We start from the raw sequence: 21,468 nt of genomic DNA on the forward strand, positions 1-21,468 counted from the left end.
GTCTGAACTCGACATCGGGATGCCAGGAAGCGCAGTCATTTGCACATCCGTGAGTCACCGCTAACCCCTGTGGGAGCCGGGCTTGCCCGCGATGGCGGAGTGTCAGGCGATGGAAGGGGAAGCTGTGCCGGCCTCATCGCGGGCAAGCCCGGCTCCCACAGGGAATATTTGTTGTTTGAAGGAATGAGTCAGTACGAAATATCTGTGCGCCAATCAGCCATTTCCTCGCAGTAAGTGCGAAAGATTTCCCGCTTTGCGCTGGAATTCGCAAGAATATTTACAGCTGGCCCTCGTATCATTCACCCCAGTAACGACCGAGAGCCTTGAAATGAATCCAATAAAAACGTGGTGGGACATCAGCCCGCCCTTGAGCACCGCGACCCCGACCTGGCCGGGTGATACGCCGTTTCAGGAAGAGCGGGTCTGGCAGTTCGGCCCCGAGTGCCCGGTGAATGTCGGGCGCATCACCCTGTCGCCCCACACCGGCGCCCATGTGGACGCGCCGTTGCACTACAGCGCTGACGGTGCGCCGATCGGCGAAGTGTCCCTGGAGGTATACATGGGCCCGTGCCGGGTGCTGCACTGCCTGGGCAGCGGCTCGCTGGTGCAACCGCATCAGTTGGAAGGCCGCCTGGATAACCTGCCGGAGCGGGTGCTGTTGCGCACTTATCAACAGGCACCGCTGGATACCTGGGATTCGAATTTCACTGCAGTCGCCCCGCAAACCGTCGAACTGCTGGCCAGCCTCGGTGTGCGCCTGATCGGTATCGACACGCCGTCCCTCGACCCGCAACAGTCCAAGACCATGGACTCCCACAACGCCGTCGCCCGGCATGGCATGGCGATTCTCGAAGGCATCGTCCTCGACGACGTGCCGGAGGGCGATTACGAGTTGATCGCGTTGCCGCTGCGGTTTGCCAACCTCGATGCCAGCCCGGTACGAGCCATTCTCCGCCCGCTCAAGGAGCCCACGCGATGAGCCAGTGTCCTTTCTCCCCCGATTACCAGCCGCCGGAAGAATGGCATAACGCCGAGCTGAATTTTTCCGAGTCCATGAGCTATGGCGACTACCTGGACCTGGGCAAAGTGCTCAGCGCCCAACACCCGCTGTCACCGGACCACAACGAGATGCTGTTCATCATCCAGCACCAGACCTCGGAGCTGTGGATGAAGCTGATGCTCCACGAACTCAAGGCTGCCCGCGAACACGTGCGGCTGGGTGAGTTGCCGCCGGCGTTCAAGATGCTGGCGCGGGTGTCGCGGATCTTTGACCAACTGGTGCACGCCTGGGCGGTGCTGGCGACCATGACGCCGTCGGAGTACAAGTCGATTCGTCCGTACCTGGGCCAGTCGTCGGGCTTCCAGTCATTCCAGTACCGGGAAATCGAATTCATCCTCGGCAACAAAAGCGCGGCGCTGTTGCGGCCTCACGCCCATCGCCCGGAGTTATTGAACGAGTTGAAAGTGGCGATTGCCACGCCGTCGCTGTACGACGAGGCGGTCAACCTGATGGCCAAGGCCGGACTGGCGATCGACCCGCAGCGCGCTGAACGCGACCCCACGGCGCCGACGGTTCACGATGACTCAGTGGAGGCGGCGTGGCGCGAGGTTTATCGCGACCCGAGCCGGTATTGGGACCTGTACCAACTGGCCGAAAAGTTTATCGACCTGGAAGATTCCTTCCGTCAGTGGCGCTTCCGCCATGTCACTACCGTGGAGCGGATCATCGGCTTCCAGCCGGGCACCGGCGGCACCGAAGGCGTGGGTTACCTGCGCAAGATGCTCGACACCGTGCTGTTCCCCGAGCTGTGGCGAGTGCGTTCCACGCTGTAATCAAGGCCCAGCAAAAAGCCCCGGCACTCATCGAGTACCGGGGCTTTTTTACAGCTCAAATACGCCACCTGTAGGAGCCGGCTTGCCGGCGATAGCGGCCTTGAGGCTAGCGCAAGGCTACGGTCCTCATCGCCGGCAAGCCGGCTCCTACAAGGGTTAGCGTGCGGCGGCCAAGGCTTTACCCTTGCTCAACCGCAACCGGTACGCCACATAGATAATCCCGACCCAAACCGGAATCGCATACACCGACGCCCGCACACCCGGAATCGCCAGCATCACGCAGATGATCATCAGCATGAACGCCAGGCACAGGTAGTTGCTGAACGGGAACCAGAAGGTCTTGAACGACGGCACCACGCCTTGCTCGCCCATGGCCTTGCGGAACTTGATGTGGGTCAGGCTGATCAGCGCCCAGTTGATCATCAGCGAAGCAACCACCAGCGCGAACAACAGCTCCAGCGCGTCATGCGGCGCGACGTAGTTGATCACCACGCACAACAGCGTCACCAGGGCCGAAATGCCCAGGGCACGCAACGGCACGCCTTGCTTGTTCAACTTCATCAGCGCTTTGGGCGCATCGCCTTGCTCGGCCAGGCCGAACAGCATGCGGCTGTTGCAGTACACGCCGCTGTTGTACACCGACAGCGCCGCGGTCAATACCACGAAGTTGAGGATGTGGGCGGCGGTGTCGTTACCGATCAAGGAAAAGATCTGCACAAACGGGCTGCCGCTGTAGGCATCGCCCGACGCGCCGAGGGTTTGCAGCAGTTGGTCCCATGGGTACAGCGACAGCAGCACGGTGAGGGCGCCGACGTAGAAAATCAGGATCCGGTACACCACCTGGTTGATCGCCTTCGGGATCACCTTGCGTGGCTCGCTGGCTTCGGCGGCGGTAATGCCCACCAGCTCCAGGCCGCCGAACGAGAACATGATGAACGCCATGGACATCAACAGCCCCATGCCGCCATTGGGGAAGAACCCGCCGTGGCTCCACAGGTTGCTCACCGAGGCTTGCGGGCCGCCGGTGCCGCTGAACAGCAGGTAGCAGCCGAGCACGATCATGCCGACAATCGCCACCACCTTGATGATCGCAAACCAGAACTCGGTCTCACCGAAGAACTTCACGTTGAGGGTGTTGATCAGGTTGACCAGCACAAAGAACACCACCGCGCTGACCCAGGTCGGAATCTCCGGCCACCAGAACTGGATGTACTTGCCCACCGCCGTCAGCTCGGCCATGCCCACCAGTACGTAGAGTACCCAGTAGTTCCAGCCGGCGAGGAAGCCTGCGTAACCGCCCCAGTATTTGTGGGCGAAGTGGCTGAAGGAGCCTGCCACCGGTTCCTCGACGATCATCTCGCCCAGCTGGCGCATGATCAGGAACGCGATGAAACCGGCTACCGCATAGCCCAGGATCATCGAGGGGCCAGCCGACTTGAGCACGCCCGCCGAGCCGAGGAACAGCCCGGTCCCGATCGCCCCTCCCAAGGCAATCAGCTGAATATGCCGGTTCTTCAGGCCACGCTTGAGGCCCACCGGGTTAACCATGTCATCCGCCATTAACATTCCCTTCTACTTGTTTTTTTCAGGGTTGATCGCACACCGAACCAGCCCCTCATACCGCTGAGGGGTCAGATATTACTCTCGGTAAACTTTTCGTAATACAGCTGAACGTCATCAAGTGCCTGATCCAGCAGCCATTGTTTGATGGATTCGACCATCGGCGGGGGCCCGCACACGTACATATCTGCCGATTGATCCCGCAATTCGGCCAGGTCGAAATGTTCGGTGAGGTAGCCGCGTTTGCCGGGCCAGTCGGAGGGCGGGTCGCTGAGGACTTCGGTGTAGCGAAACCCCGGGATTTTTTCGGCGTAGGCTTTTATGCGTGCGGCCTCACATAAATCTGCCGCACCGCGTACGCCGTAATACAGGTGCACCGGCTGCTGGCAACCGTTGGCGGCCAGCTCATCAAGCATGCCCAGCAACGCCGACAATCCGGTGCCGCCAGCCACCAGCACCAGCGGTTGGGTGACGTGCCGCAGGTAGAAAGCGCCCAGTGGCGCTTCCAGCAGCAGCTCATCGCCGACCTGGCTGCGTTCGCGGATGTAGTTGCTCATGACGCCATCGGGCAGCAGGCGGATCAGGAACTGCAACCGGTTGCCCGGGCGGTTGGCGAAGGAGTAGGAGCGCCAACTATCGGTGCCGGGAATCGACAGGCGGGCGTACTGGCCGGGCAGGAAGTCCAGCGGGGCTTCAAGCTGCACGTGCAGGATCGCCGTGCTGGCCGAGACTTGCTGCACCTGGCTCACGGTGCTGCGGATCTGCACCGGCCCCGGCGCGTTGCAGAGGCTGGAATCGAAGTCGAAGTAAAACGCCGCGTCGGATTGGACCCGGGTCTGGCAACTGAGCATTTTGCGTTGTTGCAGGTCGAGGCTGGAGAGGGCTTCCTCGTCCACGTAGTCCTGAGTGAACTCGCCCGACTCGCACCGGCCCTGGCAAGTCCCGCACACGCCTTCGCGGCAATCGAGCGGGATCTTGATGCCGTTGCGCAACGCCGCGTCCAGCAGGATCTCATTGGCGCCCACCGGGAAAAACAGGGTCTTGCCGTCGGCAAAACTGAAGGCCACTTTGTGATTCATTCGCAGAGCTCCGCGAGTTTGATTGTTATGCCTGACGAGCAAGCTTTTGTGGTGAGGGGGCTTGTCCCCCGTTGGGCTGCGAAGCGGCCCCAAATCCAGGTACAGCGATCCATCTGTCAGACCGCGTTTACCTTATTGGGGCTGCTGCGCAGCCCAACGGGGGACAAGCCCCCTCGCCACAGGATCGCGCTCGCCACAAAAGCGCGTTGTCACAGGTGATAGAAATCCAGCACCGAGTTGATGGTGTCGTTGAGCAGCAGCGCATGCTTGCGGGTGATCAGCCAACTGTCGCCATTGGGCTTGAGGCTGTAAGTGGCGCTGCCGTAGAACTGCTCCGACATCGCCAGCCGATAGAACAGCGTGTGCCAGTTCAGCTTCACTTCCAGCAGCCCGTCCGGTTGCTCGGCAATCCGCACGTTATTGATCAAATGCAGGGTTCTCGGCATCGGCGTGGCCGACGCCGCCTTGCCGGTGCGCAGGCGAAACACCCGATCCTCCAGCCCCGACCGATTGGCGTAGTAGATCAGCGACATCTCGCGCTTGGGGTCGCGGGTGTAGACGTGTTCCGAGTCCCACTGCGGCAGGTGGAACTCACTCTGCGGGTCGAACAGCTGCACGTAGGCGTCCCAATCCTGGGCATCGCACAGCTCGGATTTACGGTAAAAAAACTGCTCGATCCGGTACTGCAATTGCGCATTCATCATTCCACCTCCCGCAGTTTCAGGGCTTGGGCATCAAGCCCGTTCAGCAGGAATTTCTGCCAGTTGCGATGCTGGTTGACGTACAACCCTTCGTGGGTGAATTCGGTGCCGGTCATTGCCGGCTGGATACCGATGGCTTCGCTGTTGGGCGTCGGCCCGGTTTCCCAGCGATGGCTGCCGCGGGAGATATCGCTCCAGCGCTCCAGGCGGCCCTGGAAGCCGCGCTGGGCTTCGCGAAATTCCACCAGGTCATCCGGCGTGCCCATGCCCGAGACGTTGAAGAAGTCCTCGAACTGGCGAATGCGGTTTTCACGGTCGGCGTCAGACTCGCCCTTCACCCCCAGGCACTGGCTGATGATCTCGGTCTTGTTCCAGGCGATAGGGCGGATGATCCGCAACTGCGAGCTGATCTGGTCGAGAAAGAACAGGCTTGGGTAGATGTTCAGGTTGCGCAGGCGGTGCATCATCCACTCGGCTTTTTGCTGACCGTGTTCTTCGACCAGGCGCGGCATGATGGTGGCGTAGCCCGAACGCACGGTGGGGTTGGGCATGTCGCTGAACAACAGGCTATGGCCATTGTTGAAGGCGAACCAGCCGTCGTCGGTGTTGGCATCACCGGCGCCGAGCTTGCTGTAGTCCAGGGTCGTGCCGGAACCTGTGCCGTTCTCGGTGTTGACCTGCTGGCGGTGCTGCACCGTGGCCACGTAGTTGTAGTGCACGGTGCTGACGTGATAACCGTCCAGGCCGTTTTCGTTTTGCAGTTTCCAGTTGCCGTCGTAGGTGTAGGCGGATTTGCCCGGCAGTACTTCCAGCTCACCGGTGGCCGACTGGGCGACCATCATGTCGAAGAACACTTTGGCGTCGCCCAGGAAGTCTTCCAGGCGGTTAGTGCCGTTCACGTCCAGGCTGATGAATACGAAGCCCTTGTAGCTCTCGATCCGCGCCTTCTTCAGGCCGCGAGTGGCCTTGTCGAAGCCTTCCGGGTATTCCCCCGGCGCCTTGACCTTCACCAGCCGGCCGTCGCTCTTGTAGCACCAGGCGTGGAACGGGCAGGTGAACGTGGACTGGTTGCCCTTGCCGACCCGCGTCAGGGTGGTGCCGCGATGCTGGCAGGCGTTGATCAGTGCGTTGAGCTGGCCTTCGCCGTCGCGGGTGATGATCATCGGCTGGCGCCCGGCACGCATCGTCACGAAGTCATGCTTGTTGGCCAATTCGCTTTCGTGACAGGCGTAGATCCAGTTCTTTTCGAAGATCAGCTCCATCTCCAGATCAAACAGTTCCGGCTCGGTGAACATGTCCCGGGCGATGCGGAACACCTCATCCACCGGACGAAAGTCCAGGCAGCCTTCGATAAAACTTTTCCACTGCTCGACGCTTCTTGCACCACTCATGGGAGGCACCTTTTGGATAATGGCTAAACGGGTAGGCCATTAAGAGGCTGCGGCGGGGCGGCGGGCTATCCGGTTAATGGGGGAAGGTGGGCCACTTAGTTGGGCACGAAATACCCACTGCGGTGCAGAGTGGTGGCGGAATGCGCTACTGTCTTGCAAGGTGATTGTCGGAAAAGTCTGTGGGTTATCCACTTAGTCGACGGTTGCTATCCACCCAGTGGCATTGCTGCCGGCGTGGCGTAAAACTTGCTCTGGATTCAACCAGGACGCGCCGTCAGAGCGCGCCGGCCACAATTGCCGTGGGTGCCCCGTGATGAGTAGCAACACACGCGATATACGTATCGAGCGCTTCGACCTTGAAGGCGCCTGCAGCTGGATGTCCGGCATTTGCGGGCCGCACCGGCTGCAAACCGCGACGCCGGAGCGCATCCGTTTTCACCACAGTGCCAATGTGTTCAAGTCCCGCGCCACGACGCTGGGGATTATCGAATACGGCACCGACGTCACCATCGACATCGAAGACGCCGAGCACTTCAGCAGCTACAGCCTGACCTTGCCGCTGGTGGGCGAGCAGGAGTTGAGCAAGAACGGCGTACGCCTCAGTTCCAATCGTGACCAGGGCGTGATCATCTCGCCCAACGAGCATCAGGTACTGGAGATCTCGGGTGACTGCCGCAAGCTGCAAGTGGTGATCACCCGCGCGGCCATGAGCGAATCCCTGGAAGGCTTGCTGCAGCGGCCGATTGAAGCGCCGCTGCGCTTTGAGTCGGCGATGGACGCGGTGGACGGCGCCTCCGCATCGTGGTGGCGCATGGCGCGGTATTTCATCGCCGAGCTGGAACGCAGCAGCGAGCTGTATGACCAGGTGGCGTTTACCCGGGACCTGGAAAGCTCGCTGATCAAGGGCCTGATCCTGGCCCAGCCAAACAACTATTCCGAAGAACTGCGGGACGTGCTGGGGGTGAAGCTGCCGCACTATCTGATCCGTGCCCGGCAGTACATCCACGACAACGCCCGGGAAGCGGTGCACCTGGAGGATCTGGAGGCGGCGGCAGGCGTGTCGCGGTTCAAGCTGTTCGATGCCTTCCGCAAATACTTTGCTTTGTCGCCCATGGCCTATCTGAAGAAATACCGCCTGGGTGCCGTGCGCCAGCAAATCCTCGAACACGGCTCCACCCGCACCATCTCCGAGATCGCCCTGGGCTGGGGCTTTACCCACCTGGGGCGATTCTCGGCCGAGTACCGCAAGCTGTTCGATGAGTCTCCCAGCCAGACCCTTCAGCGCAACGATGCCCGGCGCATGCGTGGCTGAACACATTACTCAAAAACAACGGAGATCAACTGTAGGAGCTGGCTTGCCTGCGATAGCGGTGGATCAGCTTGCATTTTCTTTTCTGAATCACCGCTATCGCAGGCAAGCCAGCTCCCACAGGGGATTTCTGGTGGTTGTGAGATCTCAGATCAATTCTTCGACCAATTGCAGGCAATGATTAAGCCCCGGCGACTGGTCATTGATCCGCCGGCTGAGAATGATCGGCGAAGTGGCGGTGGCTTCCACCACCGGCGTGTAGCCGATGTCGGCGCGGTGCAGCACCTGCACCGAGGCTGGCACCAGCGTCACGCCCATGCCCGCACCGACCAGGCCGATGGCGGTCTGCAATTCGTTGGTCCATTGCGCAACCTTAAGGCTCAAACCGTGGGCGTCGAACAACGCGATCACATGGTCGGCGTAGCTCGGTCGCGGGTTGCCGGGGTAGAGCACGAACGGTTCTGCGGCCAGCTGCGCAAGCGTTGCCGGAGCACCGAGCAGGGGATGCCCGGCCGGCAGCACCGCCACCAGCCGATCCTCCACCAACACCCGCTGCACGATGGCCGGGTCGTCGATGCGAATCCGCCCGAAGCCCACGTCAATCCGCCCGGCCTTGAGGGCTTCGACTTGTTGCAGGGTGGTCATCTCAGAAAGCCCCAACTCCAGCTCCAGGCCATCGTGGCTGCGCAGCCGGCGAATCAACTCGGGCAGCACGCCATACAGCGTCGACGGCGCAAAACCGATGCCCAGCCAGGTCTTTTGGCCAAGGCCGATGCGCCGGGTGTTGTCGCACACCTTGCCCAGTTGTTCGAGCAGCACATTGGCGTGCTCATAGAAAAACCGCCCGGCTTCGGTCAGGCGCAACGGCCGCCCGCGCTCCAGCAAGACCACGCCCAGTTCGTCCTCCAGTTGCTGGATCTGCCGACTCAACGGCGGCTGGGCAATGTGCAGGCGTTCGGCGGCGCGGGTGAAGTTGAGGGTTTCACCCAGCACCTGGAAGTAACGCAGATGGCGCAGTTCCATAAAGACTCCATTCATACCTTAAGGGTATTGTTCGAGACCCATTCTATATTGGAAGCCAGCAGAGATCCGGAACAGAATCAGGCCAAATCTATAAAGAACCCAACGGGTATTGCCATGCCGATTTGTGCCATCGAGTCGATCGAGACCATCATCGTCGACCTTCCTACCATCCGCCCGCACAAGCTGGCGATGCACACGATGCAGAACCAGACCCTGGTGATCATCCGCGTGCGCTGCGCCGACGGCATCGAAGGCATTGGTGAATCCACCACCATCGGCGGCCTGAGCTACGGCAATGAAAGCCCCGACAGCATCAAAGTCAACATCGACCAGCACTTCGCGCCGCTACTGCTAGGCCAGGACGCGAGCAATATCAACGCCGCCATGTTGCGCCTGGAGCGCAGCATTCGGGGCAACACCTTTGCCAAGTCGGGTATCGAAAGCGCCTTGCTCGATGCCCTCGGCAAACGCCTGAATCTGCCGGTCAGCGAATTGCTCGGCGGTCGTGTGCGGGACGCCCTGCCGGTGGCCTGGACCCTGGCCAGCGGTAACACCGAAAAAGACATCGCCGAAGCCGAGAAGATGCTCGACCTGCGCCGCCACCGCATCTTCAAGCTGAAGATCGGCGCCGGTGACGTCAGCCAAGACCTGGCGCATGTCATCGCGATCAAAAAAGCCCTGGGCGACCGCGCCAGCGTGCGGGTCGACGTCAACCAGGCCTGGGACGAAGCCGTGGCCCTGCGCGCCTGCAAGGTGCTGGGCGACAACGGTATCGACCTGATCGAACAACCGATTTCGCGCAACAACCGTGGCGGCATGGTGCGGCTCAACCTGTCGAGCCCGGCGCCGATCATGGCCGACGAATCGATTGAATGTGTGGAAGACGCCTTCAACCTGGCCCGCGAAGGTGCGGCCTCGGTGTTCGCCCTGAAGATCGCCAAAAACGGCGGCCCGCGTGCGGTGTTGCGTACCGCAGCGATTGCCGAGGCGGCGGGCATCGGCCTGTACGGCGGCACCATGCTCGAAGGCGGTATCGGCACCCTGGCCTCGGCCCATGCCTTTCTCACCTTGAACAAACTGGCGTGGGACACCGAACTGTTCGGCCCGCTGCTGCTCACCGAAGACATCCTGGCCGAGCCGCTGGTGTACCGCGATTTCCACCTGCATGTCTCCACCGCTCCGGGCCTGGGCCTGGCCATCGATGAAGAGCGCCTGGCGTTCTTCCGTCGCGACCAATAACAAGAGGACACCTGCGATGTTGTTCCACGTAAAAATGACCGTGAACCTGCCCGTCGACATGAACCCCGAGCGCGCTGCTGCCCTCAAGGCTGAAGAAAAAGCCTTCTCGCAGCGGCTGCAAGAGCAAGGCAAATGGCGCCACCTGTGGCGCATCGCCGGGCTGTATGCCAACTACAGCGTGTTCGATGTCGACAGCGTGCAGGAACTGCATGACCTGCTGATGCAACTGCCGCTTTATCCTTACATGGCCATCGAAGTGAATGCCCTGTGCCGGCATCCGTCGTCGATCCGTGAGGATGATCGCTGAGTCTGTTTTTTCACCTAATAATTACAAGATGAGGATTGCACCATGTCCATCCGACTTTCCCAGACTGCTCACGCCCAACAGTTTCTCGAAGAAGCCAGCGGCAACCTTAACGACGGCGGCAACCCACGGGCCAAGGCGCTGATCTACCGGATCCTGCGGGACACGGTGAACATCATCGAAGACCTGGAAGTGACCCCGGAAGAGTTCTGGAAGGCGGTCAACTACCTCAACGAACTGGGCAAGAACCAGGAGGCCGGGTTGCTCGCGGCAGGCCTGGGCCTGGAGCATTACCTGGACATGCTGATGGACGCGGCTGACGAGGAAGCCGGCAAATCCGGCGGCACCCCGCGCACCATCGAAGGCCCGCTGTATGTGGCCGGCGCGCCGCTGTCCAAATACGAGGCGCGGCTGGATGACGGGCTGGATCCGGGTGTGCCGCTGTTCATGCAGGGCCAGGTACGCGACACCCACGGCAAACCGCTGGCGGGGGCGATTGTCGATGTGTGGCAGGCCAACACGGGCGGCACGTATTCGTGGTTTGACGGCACGCAGTCGGAGTTCAACCTGCGCCGTCGGATCGAGACCGATGCCCAGGGCAACTATCGTTTTCGCAGCATCGTGCCGTCCGGGTACGGCTGCCCGCCGACCGGTCCGACTCAGCAATTGCTCGACCAGTTGGGGCGCCACGGGCAGCGGCCGGCGCATATCCACTTCTTCATCTCGGCACCGGGCCACCGGCACCTGACCACGCAGATCAACCTGTCGGACGATCCATACCTGCATGATGATTTTGCCTATGCGACGCGGGATGAGTTGATCGCCGAAATTCGCTTCAGCGAGGACGCGAACCTGGCGAAGGAATTTGGCGTGGAAGGGCAGTTTGCGCAGATTGATTTTGACTTTGAGTTGCAGTCGGCGGCTGCGCCGGTAGAGCAGAAGCGCATGCAGCGGGTGCGCGCCCTCGAAGACTGAACGCGGTAAAAAATGTGGGAGCTGGCTTGCTGTGGTGAGGGGGCTTGTCCCCCGTCGGGTTCACTACAGATTGAAGGGGCTGCTTCGCAGCCCAACGCGGGGCAAGCCCGCTCGCCACAGCAAGCCCGCTCCCACATTTGAATCTGCATCGTTTGGCCTATTTGCGAACAACCAGATCCAGCAAATCATCCCGATCCTTGATCTTCTGCAGCACAATCTCCGACCGGATATCCATCACCCCCGCCGTGCGGTTCAGGTGGTTCACGATAAAATCCGAAAAGTGCTTGAGGTTGCGCGCCTGCACCCGCAACACATAGTTGCTCGCCCCGGTGATCACATACGCACTGGCCACCTCCGGCCACCCTTGCACCTTCTTGATGAACGTCTCGTGCCAATCCTCCACGTCCTGGCGCAACGACAGGTGGACGATGGCCTCCAGCTCAATCCCGAGGTGCTCGGCGTTCAACACCGCCCGATAGCCACTGATGATGCCCTCGCTCTCCAGCAGGCGTAAACGCCGCAGGCAGGCCGATGGCGACAGGGCGACTTTCTCCGCCAGTTCCTGGTTGCTGATACGGCCATCCTGTTGCAGGAAATGCAGAAGGCGCAGGTCGGTAGCGTCGAGCATCATGGTTAGAATAAATCCGCGTGTTTGGGGGTTAAATTCGAATTTCCTACAGCTTAATTAGCCTGTTGCCCACCACTTTGCACGAAAATTCTCTAAAGCTTCGTTCATTATTTGGCTCATTGTTACTACAAGAACAGGACTGACCATGACCACCCGCACCCATTGCCTGACCCTCGACGCCCAGGATCCGCTGGCGTCGCTGCGCAACCAATTCGCCTTGCCTGCCGGGGTGATCTACCTCGACGGCAACTCCCTCGGCGCACGCCCGGTGGCAGCGCTGGAGCGGGCGCACGCGGTGATTGCCGAGGAGTGGGGCAATGGGCTGATTCGCAGCTGGAACAGCGCCGGCTGGGCTGACCTGTCCCAGCGCCTGGGCAATCGCCTGGCACCGCTGATCGGGGCCCGCGACGGTGAAGTGGTGATCACCGATACCACCTCCATCAACCTGTTCAAAGTGCTCAGCGCCGCGTTGACCGTGCAGCGCGAGCGGGCGCCAAGCCGCAAGGTGATCGTCAGCGAAGCGAGCAATTTTCCCACCGACCTGTACATCGCCGAAGGCCTGACCGAACTGCTGCAACAGGGCTACTCCCTGCGCCTGGTCAACAGCCCGGACGAACTGCCCAAGGCCATCGACCAGGACACCGCCGTGGTGATGCTTACCCACGTCAACTACAAGACCGGCTACATGTACGACATGCAGGCCCAGACCGCGTTGAGCCATGAATGTGGCGCGCTGGCGATCTGGGACCTGGCGCATTCGGCGGGCGCGGTGCCGATCGACCTGCATCAGGCAGGCGCCGATTACGCGATCGGCTGCACCTACAAATACCTCAACGGCGGGCCCGGCTCCCAGGCGTTTGTGTGGGTCAACCCGGCGCTGGTGGATGTGGTCACGCAGCCGCTGTCGGGCTGGTTCGGGCATACCCGGCAGTTCGCCATGGAATCGCGTTATGCGCCGAGCCAGGGCATTGCGCGCTACCTGTGCGGCACCCAGCCGATAACCTCGCTGGCGATGGTGGAATGTGGCCTGGATATTTTTGCCCAGACCGACATGGCCAGCCTGCGCACTAAATCCCTGGCGTTGACTGACCTGTTTATCGCGTTGGTGGAGTCCCGTTGCGCCGCCCACGAATTGACCCTGATCACCCCGCGTGAACATGCCCGGCGCGGCAGCCACGTCAGCTTTGAACACCCGCAAGGCTATGCGGTTATCCAGGCCCTGATCGCCCGTGGCGTGATTGGTGATTATCGCGAGCCGCGGATAATGCGGTTCGGGTTTACGCCGTTGTACACCAGCTTCACTGAGGTCTGGGACGCGGTGGAAATCCTTGGCGAAATTCTCGACCAGAAAACCTGGGACCAGCCGCAATTCAAAGTTCGCCATAGCGTTACCTGATACAACACAAAACCCCTGTAGGAGCCCGGCTTGCCGGCGATGGCGTCCGTAAGATCGCCATCGCCGGCAAGCCGGACTCCTACAAGGGGCATCAACATCGTGTGCAATCACAATAATAAAGGGGCACGCCACGTGACCACGCCAGACCAAGGCTTTACCGAAATTACCAATCGCGAGTTGGGCCTCAGGCGCCAGCTCACTTCCGGCCAGATGAGCATGATCGCCATCGGTGGCGCCATCGGCACCGGGCTGTTCATGGGCAGCGCCTACGCCATCGGCTATGCCGGGCCCAGCGTGCTGGTCAGCTATGCCATTGGCGCGCTGATCACCTTGCTGTTGATGGGCTGCCTGGCGGAAATGACCGTGGCGCACTCCACCTCGGGCTCGTTCGGCGCGTATGCCGAGTTTTACGTCAGCCCGCTGGCGGGTTTCCTGGTGCGGTATGCGTACTGGGCGGCGATTGTGCTGGCGGTGGGCGCCGAGGTCACGGCGGTGGCGATGTACATGAAGTACTGGTTCGCCAATGTGCCGGAGTGGGTGTGGATCGTGTCGTTTTCCAGCGTGCTGATCGTGCTCAACGCTATCAGCGTCAAGACCTTCGGCAACTTCGAGTACTGGTTCTCCACGATCAAGATCAGCGCCATCGTCGGCTTCATCATCCTCGCGGTGTATGTGGTGTTCGGCTCCGGTAACCCGGATTACGGCGTGCAGCATTACACCGCCCATGGCGGCTTTTTCCCGAACGGGTTGAGCGGCATGTGGATCGCGGTGATTGTCTCGATCTTCAGCTACCTGAGCGTGGAAATGATCGCGGTGGCCGCCGGTGAAGCCGCCGACCCGGAGCAGGCGGTGAAGAAAGCCTTCCGCGCGACCATCGTGCGGCTGGTGGTGTTCTACCTGCTGACCCTGGCGCTGATGTTGGCCATCGTGCCGTGGAACCAGGCCGGGCATGCCCAGAGCCCGTTCGTCACAGTGATGCAGACCATCGGCATTCCTGGCGCCACTGGGGTGATGAACTTCGTGATCCTGATCGCCGCCTTGTCGGCGATGAACAGCCAGCTCTACATCACCACCCGCATGATGTTCAGCCTGTCCCGCGCCGGTTTTGCGCCCAAGTCCATGGGCGCCTTGAGCAAGAGCGGGATCCCGTTGAACGCCTTGCTGCTGTCCAGTTCGGGCATCGCCCTGGCGACGCTGCTGAACGTGGTGTACCCGGAAAGCTCGTTCACCCTGATGATGGCGATCTCGATGTTTGGCGCGATCTTCACCTGGTTCATGATCTTCCTCACGCACCTGTTTTTCCGCCGCTACCGCCAGCGTCATGGCGGGGCGAAGTTGTCGTTTCAACTGGCGCTGTTTCCCTACAGCACCCTGCTGGGCCTGGTGTTGATGGGGGCGGTGATGATCACCACGTTCTTCACCGACGCGTTCAAGATGACGCTGGTGTTCGGGGTGCCGTTCCTGCTGATTCTGTCGCTGGTGTACTACGTATTCTTCCGCAAGGGCGCGGCCAAGGCATCGAACAAGGCTTTGGCATAACCAGGCAATTGCTCGAACTCGCGGGCGCATAACAGCAGTTTGCGACAGGCCCAATCCTCGGTCAGGGGTTGGGCCTTGAAGCGCCGCTCCAACGGCCAGCGTTCCAGCGCCGCCTGGGGCACGATCCCCAGCCCGGCGCCCCGGGCGACCATGCGAATCAACCCGTCAAAGCTGTCCGCGCGGATGCGTGTCTGCAAGCGAAAGCCGGCGTGCAGCGCCTGTTCTTCCAGGTACACCGCCAGCGCGCTGCCGGCGGCCAGGCCCACGTAGTCGTGCTGCAAGCTGTCGATAAAACTCACGGTGCGTTCGGCCAAGGGATGATCCAGCGGCCTGATCAGTACCAGCGGGTCGTCGCGAAAGGGCAGGGTTTGCAGGCCGTGGGTGTCCACCGCATCGGAAATAATCCCGAGGTCTGCGGTGCCCTGGCGCAAGGCGTGGGTGATGCGCAGGCTCGGCAGTTCCTGCAGGTCGATGTCGAGGTTGGCGTGCTCGTGCAGAAAATCCGCCAGCAGTTCCGGCAGGTATTCGCTCAGGGCGGTGGTGTTGCACAGCAGGCGCACCTGGCCTTTGACGCCGTTGGCGTATTCCGCGAGGTCTTGCTGCAGGTGCTCGGCTTGCTGCAACAGCAGGCGGGCGTGACGGGCCAGGGCTTTGCCTGCCGGAGTCGGGGTGACGCCTCGGCGGCCACGCTCCAGGAACTCGATGCCCAGTGAAGCTTCCATCGCCCGGATCCGCGCGCTGGCGGCTGCCAGGGACAAATGGCTGCGGCCGGCGCCGGCGGTGATATTGCCGGTGTCGAGGATGTGCAGGTACAGGCGCAGGTCGATCAGGTCAAAGTGCATGGCGAGTTTCCAGGGTGGCTGTGCCGGCCTCATCGCGGGCAAGCCCGCTCCCACTTTGGAATGCGATCACTGTGGGAGCTGGCTTGCCTGCGATGGGGCCATCAGCCTCAAACAAAACAAGAGGCAAGCTCAGTATATGGCGAATTTCAAATCCCACGCCAAGCCCGCAAAATCAACCCATGAATACTTTTCTCGCGTTCTACCAAAACCTCGGTCCGGCCCTGACATTACTGGTGATCGGCACGTTTATGCTGGCCGGCACGGTCAAGGGCGTGATCGGCCTGGGCCTGCCCACCGTCGCCATTGGCATGCTCGGCCTGGCTATGTTGCCGGCGCAGGCTGCCGCGCTACTGATCATTCCGTCGACGATCACTAACCTCTGGCAACTGGCGTTCGGCGGCCACCTGAGCGCTTTGATCAAACGCCTGTGGCCGATGCTCCTGCTGATTTTCCTCGGCACCGGGCTGGGCTCGTTGTGGCTCGGCATGGACGGCGGGCATTGGGTGGTGCGGGCGTTGGGCGGGGCGTTGCTGGTGTATGCCTTGAGCGGGCTGTTGCTGCCGACGTTCAACGTGAGCCCGACCACCGAGCGCTGGCTGGGGCCGCTGTGCGGGGTGCTGACCGGAGTCATCACCTCGGCCACCGGGGTGTTTGTGATCCCGGCGGTACCGTATCTGCAAGCGTTGGGCTTGAACCGCGACCAACTGGTGCAGGCGCTGGGGCTGTCGTTCACCGTATCGACCCTGGCGCTGGCGGCCGGGCTCTTCTGGCGCGGTAGCCTGGGCGGCGGCGAGTTGAATGCCTCGCTACTGGCGCTGGTCCCCGCGCTGCTCGGCATGTGGCTGGGCCAGGCCCTGCGCCAGCGCATCAGTGCGGTGTTGTTCAAGCGCGTATTTTTTATCGGCATGGCCGCGTTGGGGGGGCATCTGCTGATCAGTGGTTAAGAATGCATTGTAGATTCGTGCTTTACGGTCAAATGTATTTTGCCTGCCCGGCGCTTATTCCAAAGCCCCGGCCTCGTTACCCTGCCTTCAGACATTTTTAATCTTTAGGCACTCCCATGAAGAAAATTCTCCTGCTCAACGGCGGCAAGAAGTTCGCCCACTCCGACGGTCGCTACAACAGCACCCTGCATGAAGCCGCCCTGGCCGTGCTGGACCGTGGCGGCGTCGACGTCAAGGAAACCCACATCGACGCCGGCTACGACGTGGCCGAAGAAGTCGCCAAGTTCCTCTGGGCCGACGTGATCATTTACCAGATGCCCGGCTGGTGGATGGGCGCCCCGTGGATCGTCAAAAAGTACATCGACGAAGTCTTCACCGAAGGCCACGGCAGCCTCTATGCCAGCGACGGCCGCACCCGCTCCGACTCTTCGCAGAAATACGGCAGCGGCGGCCTGATCCAGGGCAAGCAATACATGTTGTCCCTGACCTGGAACGCCCCGCAGCAAGCCTTCGACGACCCTACCGACTTCTTCGAAGCCAAGGGCGTGGACGCGGTGTATTTCCCGTTCCACAAGGCCAACGAATTCCTCGGCATGACCGGCCTGCCGACCTTCCTGTGCGTGGACGTGATGAAGCGCCCGGCCATCGAAGCCGACGTGGCGCGTTATGAGCAGCATCTGGCGCAGGTGTTTAACCTGAGTCTGTAATGCGGCTAGTATCCGTGCAGCCGCTATAAAGAGGATTCACGTTGAAAGCCCGATCCGATGAGCTACAGATCTTCGTCTGCGTGATTGAATGCGGGTCGATTTCCGCCGCCGCCGAACAGGTCGGGCAGACGCCTTCGGCGGTCAGCCGCACCTTGTCGCGCCTGGAAGCCAAGCTCGACACCACCTTGATCAACCGCACCACCCGGCGCATGGACCTGACCGAAGAGGGCAAGTATTTCTTCGAGCGGGCCAAGGTGATCCTCGAACAGATGGACGACCTCGAAGAGCGCCTGTCGTCGCGCCAGCAAACCCCGTCGGGGCGCCTGCGGATCAACGCGGCGTCGCCCTTCATGCTGCACGCGATCGTGCCGTACATCGCCGAGTTTCGTGGCCTGTACCCGGATATCCAGCTGGAGCTGAACAGCAACGACCTGATCATCGACCTGCTGGAGCAGAGCACCGACATCGCGATTCGCATCGGTGCCCTGGCCGACTCGACCCTGCACGCCCGCTCACTGGGTTGCAGCCCGCTGCGTATCCTCGCCAGCCCGGCTTACCTGGAACAGCACGGCACCCCCGGCACCGTTGCCGAACTGGCCGAACACACCTTGCTCGGCTTCACCCAGACCGAAACCCTCAACCACTGGCCATTGCGCCATGTGCACGGGGATCGCTGGCAGATCCAGCCGGGCGTCGCGGCCTCCAGCGGCGAAACCTTGCGCCAGCTGGCGCTGGAAGGGCAGGGCATCACCTGTTTGTCGGACTTCATGACCGCCCAGGACATCAAGACCGGGCGCCTGATACCGGTGTTGGCCGAGTTCAACAGCGGCTATCGCCAGCCGATCAACGCCGTGTACTACCGCAACTCGCAATTGGCCTTGCGCATCCAGTGCTTCCTGGACTTTATCCAGGGCAAGCTGGCCAGCTACGCCAGCTGATTCGTGACCCCTGCGCAAGATTGAATTGGGCAATACGGACTTATTCCGCATGGATAGGTCCGCAATACTGACGCCATCAATTACTCACGCAGGGAGACACCTCCATGAACGTATTCATTACCGGCGCTGCCGGTTTTATCGGCGGCTCCATCGCCACGGGCCTGGTCAAGGCCGGCCATAACGTCACCGGTTTGGTGCGCAGCGCCGAGCAAGCTGCCGAAATGACTGCATTGGGCATCACGCCGGTGACCGGCACGCTGGATGACAGCGCGCTGCTGACCGAGCAAGCGAAGAAGGCTGACGCGGTCATCAACGCCGCCAGCAGCGACCATCGCGGTGCTGTGGAAACCTTGCTGGCCGCCTTGCGCGGTTCCAACAAGCCGTTCCTGCACACCAGCGGTTCGAGCATTGTCGGTGATGCGTCCGGCGGTAAGTCGAGCGACGTCATCTACGTCGAAGACAACCTGCCGGAGCCGACCGTCGACAAGGCCGCCCGCGTGGCCATCGACAATCTGATCCTGGCTGCCGCCCAAGACGGCGTGAACTCGGCGGTGATCTGCAACACCCTGATCTACGGCCACAGCCTGGGCGTGAAGCGCGACAGCGTGCAATTGCCGCGCTTGCTCAAGCAGGCGCGCAAGAGCGGTGTAGTGCGTCATGTGGGCACTGGCCAGAACATCTGGTCCAACGTGCACATCGAAGACGTGGTGGCGCTGTACCTGCTGGCGCTGGAAAAGAATGTGCCGGGTACGTTCTACTTTGTGGAGAGTGGCGAAGCGGCGTTTATCGACATGACCACTGCGATTGCCGAAGCGCTGAAACTGGGCAAGCCACAGGATTGGCCATTGGCGGATGCCGAGGCCGAGTGGGGCTATGAAATGGCCAACTATGGCTTGGGCTCCAACAGCCGGGTGCGTGGCAAGCATGCGCGGGAATTGCTCGGGTGGGCGCCGAAGCGGACCTCTGTAGTCGAGTGGATTCGCAACGAGATGGTGTGATGTTCGCTTGAAACCGAGTTGAGCCCATCGCGGGCAAGCCCGGCTCCCACATTTTGATGTGTGAACGCCCTCAAATGTGGGAGCTGGCTTGCCTGCGATGAAGGCAACCCGGTCTACTTGTCATGACACCGCACTAGCCCCACCTCGCCCAATTCCGTACCATCCCCAGCCTTATCCCCGCGACTCCCCGGTACTTCAATGAACCTCACCCGTCTGCGCGCCGACACCCTGGCCGGACTCACCACGTCTTTCGCCTTGCTGCCTGAATGCATCGCCTTCGCCCTGGTCGCCCACCTCAACCCGCTGATGGGCCTCTACGGCGCGTTCATCATCTGCACCCTCACCGCGTTGTTCGGCGGCCGGCCGGGCATGGTCTCCGGTGCCGCCGGCTCGATGGCGGTGGTGATCGTCGCACTGGTGGTGCAGCACGGCGTGCAGTACTTGCTGGCCACGGTGTTGCTGGGTGGGTTGATCATGGTCGCCTTCGGCCTGTTGCGCCTGGGCAAGCTGGTGCGCATGGTGCCGCACTCGGTAATGCTCGGGTTCGTTAACGGCCTGGCGATCATCATTGCCCTGGCGCAGCTGGAGCACTTCAAGAACGGTGACACCTGGCTCAGCGGCACGCCGCTGTACGTGATGACCGGGCTGGTCGCGGCAACCATGGCCATCGTCTACCTGCTGCCGCGCCTGACCCGCGCCGTGCCGCCGGCCCTGGTGGCGATCCTCGGCGTGGGCCTGGCGGTGTATCTGCTCGGCCTGCCGACCCGCACCCTGGGCGACATGGCCCACATCGCCGGCGGCCTGCCGACCTTCGCGCTGCCGCAGATTCCCTGGACCCTCGAAACCCTGCACATCATCGCGCCCTACGCGATCCTGATGGCCATGGTCGGCCTGCTGGAAACCCTGCTGACCCTCAACCTCACCGACGAAATCACCGAAACCCGTGGCTACCCGGACCGCGAAAGCGTGGCCCTGGGCGCGGCGAATATGGTCTCCGGATTATTCGGCGGCATGGGCGGCTGCGCGATGATCGGGCAAACCGTGATCAACCTCAGCTCCGGCGGGCGCGGGCGCTTCTCCGGGGTATTTGCCGGGGTGATGATCCTGTTGTTCATTCTGTTTCTGTCACCGCTGATCGAGCGTATTCCGCTGGCGGCGCTGGTGGGGGTGATGTTCGTGGTGTCCCAGCAGACGTTTGCCTGGGCTTCGTTGCGGGTGATCAACAAGGTGCCGCTCAACGACGTGCTGGTGATTATGGCGGTGACGGTGATTACCGTGTTCACCGACCTGGCGACGGCAGTGTTGTGCGGGATTGTGATTGCGGCGCTGAACTTCGCCTGGCAGCAAGCGCGTGAGCTGTATGCCGATGAGCATATGGAGCCGGACGGCAGCAAACTCTATCGGGTGCACGGCACGCTGTTCTTTGCCTCGACCACGCCGTTTCTCAACCGGTTCGACCCGGCCAACGACCCGGCCCAGGTGACGCTGGATTGCCGTCACTTGAGCTTTGTTGACTATTCAGCGATTGCCGCCTTGATGACCCTGCGGGAGCGCTACACCAAGGCCGGCAAGCATCTGCGGGTGCTGCACCTGTCCGAACGCTGCCGCAAACTGCTCAAGCGCGCCCGGGTACAGCACGACTAGTATCACGGCCCGACCAGGTTTTCCAACTCCTGGGCGCGGGTCTGGGTCATGTCCAGCACGCAGCCGGAGCCGTTGACCTGATCGATGGTGCCGCCGGTTGCCGAGCCGATGAAGCCGCAATTGGCATCGCGAAACTTGATCCACTGGCGCTGCACATCCTGCAATTGCTGTTTGCGGTTGCCTTCCATCGCCGTCATCGCGGTTTTGTAGGCGGTGTTCAGGCGCGCGTCCTGAACCTTGGTTTCCCTGGCATTGCAATCGACCATGTCGGCGGTGGTGTTGGCGCCGTCCATGCATTTTTTCAGCGCCGGGTTCTCGTCGGCCGAGGCCGTGCCGCACAGGGCCAGCAGCAGTGCGCCGGCGGCGAAGGGAACAAGCAGGTGTTGACGATTCATTCTGGGTTTTCCTGGTCATGAGT

The 21,468-nt window shown here is 61.6% G+C and carries 21 protein-coding genes; 13 read left to right on the plus strand and 8 right to left on the minus strand.

From position 1 onward, the window contains the following. Positions 1 to 328: 328 nt before the first annotated feature. Complete coding sequence (gene kynB / locus HKK54_RS13790) at positions 329 to 979, plus strand: arylformamidase (protein WP_169387019.1); 651 nt, start codon at positions 329 to 331, stop codon at positions 977 to 979. Then, positions 976 to 1,833: a tryptophan 2,3-dioxygenase gene (gene kynA, locus HKK54_RS13795; protein WP_010174181.1), complete on the plus strand. Its 858-nt coding sequence runs from the start codon at positions 976 to 978 to the stop codon at positions 1,831 to 1,833. Before kynB ends, kynA begins: the two co-directional genes overlap by 4 nt. A gap of 156 nt (positions 1,834 to 1,989) precedes the next feature. On the opposite strand, the gene HKK54_RS13800 is transcribed toward kynA, so the two are convergent. The 4 genes from HKK54_RS13800 to antA form a co-directional block, all read right to left on the minus strand. Then, positions 1,990 to 3,393: an amino acid permease gene (locus HKK54_RS13800; protein ID WP_010174183.1), complete on the minus strand. Its 1,404-nt coding sequence runs from the start codon at positions 3,391 to 3,393 to the stop codon at positions 1,990 to 1,992. 71 nt (positions 3,394 to 3,464) lie between these two features. Continuing rightward, a complete protein-coding gene (gene antC, locus HKK54_RS13805) occupies positions 3,465 to 4,472 on the minus strand; it encodes an anthranilate 1,2-dioxygenase electron transfer component AntC (RefSeq protein ID WP_169387020.1) in 1,008 nt (335 codons plus the stop codon). A gap of 209 nt (positions 4,473 to 4,681) precedes the next feature. Beyond that, positions 4,682 to 5,173, minus strand: a complete 492-nt coding sequence (antB, locus tag HKK54_RS13810; protein WP_169387021.1) for an anthranilate 1,2-dioxygenase small subunit — start codon at positions 5,171 to 5,173, stop codon at positions 4,682 to 4,684. Then, the gene (gene antA / locus HKK54_RS13815; RefSeq protein WP_169387022.1) at positions 5,173 to 6,564 is read right to left on the minus strand and encodes an anthranilate 1,2-dioxygenase large subunit; all 1,392 of its coding nucleotides are present in this window, start codon (positions 6,562 to 6,564) and stop codon (positions 5,173 to 5,175) included. The genes antB and antA overlap by 1 nt, the downstream gene beginning before the upstream one ends. A gap of 313 nt (positions 6,565 to 6,877) precedes the next feature. Between antA and HKK54_RS13820 the strand changes: the two genes are divergently transcribed. Then, on the plus strand, positions 6,878 to 7,876 hold the full coding sequence (locus HKK54_RS13820) for an AraC family transcriptional regulator (protein ID WP_008436676.1): 999 nt from the start codon (positions 6,878 to 6,880) through the stop codon (positions 7,874 to 7,876). Between the two features lie 144 nt (positions 7,877 to 8,020). Here HKK54_RS13820 and HKK54_RS13825 read toward each other — a convergent pair whose 3' ends face one another. Beyond that, positions 8,021 to 8,896, minus strand: coding sequence for a LysR family transcriptional regulator (locus HKK54_RS13825; protein ID WP_169387023.1), 876 nt, complete (start codon positions 8,894 to 8,896; stop codon positions 8,021 to 8,023). A gap of 114 nt (positions 8,897 to 9,010) precedes the next feature. Between HKK54_RS13825 and HKK54_RS13830 the strand changes: the two genes are divergently transcribed. The 3 genes from HKK54_RS13830 to catA are packed head-to-tail and all read left to right on the plus strand — an operon-like array spanning position 9,011 to position 11,414. After that, complete coding sequence (locus HKK54_RS13830; RefSeq protein WP_169387024.1) at positions 9,011 to 10,135, plus strand: muconate cycloisomerase family protein; 1,125 nt, start codon at positions 9,011 to 9,013, stop codon at positions 10,133 to 10,135. 16 nt (positions 10,136 to 10,151) lie between these two features. Next, a complete protein-coding gene (gene catC, locus HKK54_RS13835; RefSeq protein ID WP_010165520.1) occupies positions 10,152 to 10,442 on the plus strand; it encodes a muconolactone Delta-isomerase in 291 nt (96 codons plus the stop codon). A gap of 42 nt (positions 10,443 to 10,484) precedes the next feature. Continuing rightward, positions 10,485 to 11,414: a catechol 1,2-dioxygenase gene (gene catA, locus HKK54_RS13840; protein ID WP_010165519.1), complete on the plus strand. Its 930-nt coding sequence runs from the start codon at positions 10,485 to 10,487 to the stop codon at positions 11,412 to 11,414. Between the two features lie 157 nt (positions 11,415 to 11,571). On the opposite strand, the gene HKK54_RS13845 is transcribed toward catA, so the two are convergent. Further along, positions 11,572 to 12,045 (minus strand): Lrp/AsnC family transcriptional regulator, encoded by a 474-nt coding sequence (locus tag HKK54_RS13845; RefSeq protein WP_010165517.1) that lies wholly within the window; start codon positions 12,043 to 12,045, stop codon positions 11,572 to 11,574. Positions 12,046 to 12,187: 142 nt separating this feature from the next. Here HKK54_RS13845 and kynU point away from each other — a divergent pair, with 142 nt between their 5' ends. Together kynU and HKK54_RS13855 are read left to right on the plus strand one after the other, a co-directional pair. Further along, on the plus strand, positions 12,188 to 13,438 hold the full coding sequence (kynU, locus tag HKK54_RS13850) for a kynureninase (protein ID WP_169387025.1): 1,251 nt from the start codon (positions 12,188 to 12,190) through the stop codon (positions 13,436 to 13,438). A gap of 132 nt (positions 13,439 to 13,570) precedes the next feature. After that, positions 13,571 to 14,977 (plus strand): amino acid permease, encoded by a 1,407-nt coding sequence (locus HKK54_RS13855; RefSeq protein WP_169387026.1) that lies wholly within the window; start codon positions 13,571 to 13,573, stop codon positions 14,975 to 14,977. On the opposite strand, the gene HKK54_RS13860 is transcribed toward HKK54_RS13855, so the two are convergent. Next, positions 14,923 to 15,819 (minus strand): LysR family transcriptional regulator, encoded by an 897-nt coding sequence (locus HKK54_RS13860; RefSeq protein ID WP_010174206.1) that lies wholly within the window; start codon positions 15,817 to 15,819, stop codon positions 14,923 to 14,925. The genes HKK54_RS13855 and HKK54_RS13860 overlap by 55 nt on opposite strands. A gap of 179 nt (positions 15,820 to 15,998) precedes the next feature. Here HKK54_RS13860 and HKK54_RS13865 point away from each other — a divergent pair, with 179 nt between their 5' ends. The 5 genes from HKK54_RS13865 (at position 15,999) to HKK54_RS13885 (ending at position 21,050) form a co-directional block, all read left to right on the plus strand. Next, on the plus strand, positions 15,999 to 16,763 hold the full coding sequence (locus HKK54_RS13865; protein ID WP_010174208.1) for a sulfite exporter TauE/SafE family protein: 765 nt from the start codon (positions 15,999 to 16,001) through the stop codon (positions 16,761 to 16,763). A gap of 116 nt (positions 16,764 to 16,879) precedes the next feature. After that, positions 16,880 to 17,470 (plus strand): NAD(P)H-dependent oxidoreductase, encoded by a 591-nt coding sequence (locus HKK54_RS13870; RefSeq protein ID WP_010174210.1) that lies wholly within the window; start codon positions 16,880 to 16,882, stop codon positions 17,468 to 17,470. A gap of 41 nt (positions 17,471 to 17,511) precedes the next feature. Next, the gene (locus HKK54_RS13875) at positions 17,512 to 18,408 is read left to right on the plus strand and encodes a LysR family transcriptional regulator (RefSeq protein WP_169387027.1); all 897 of its coding nucleotides are present in this window, start codon (positions 17,512 to 17,514) and stop codon (positions 18,406 to 18,408) included. Positions 18,409 to 18,512: 104 nt separating this feature from the next. Continuing rightward, on the plus strand, positions 18,513 to 19,406 hold the full coding sequence (locus tag HKK54_RS13880; RefSeq protein ID WP_169387028.1) for an NAD-dependent epimerase/dehydratase family protein: 894 nt from the start codon (positions 18,513 to 18,515) through the stop codon (positions 19,404 to 19,406). A 198-nt stretch (positions 19,407 to 19,604) separates the two neighbouring features. Next, positions 19,605 to 21,050, plus strand: a complete 1,446-nt coding sequence (locus HKK54_RS13885; RefSeq protein ID WP_169387029.1) for a SulP family inorganic anion transporter — start codon at positions 19,605 to 19,607, stop codon at positions 21,048 to 21,050. Positions 21,051 to 21,052: 2 nt separating this feature from the next. Here the strand turns inward: HKK54_RS13885 and HKK54_RS13890 are convergent, their stop codons facing one another. Further along, positions 21,053 to 21,445: a lysozyme inhibitor LprI family protein gene (locus tag HKK54_RS13890; RefSeq protein WP_169387030.1), complete on the minus strand. Its 393-nt coding sequence runs from the start codon at positions 21,443 to 21,445 to the stop codon at positions 21,053 to 21,055. Between the last annotated feature and the right edge of the window lie 23 nt (positions 21,446 to 21,468).

Source organism: Pseudomonas sp. ADAK13 (genome assembly GCF_012935715.1).
Taxonomy (GTDB): Bacteria; Pseudomonadota; Gammaproteobacteria; order Pseudomonadales; family Pseudomonadaceae; genus Aquipseudomonas.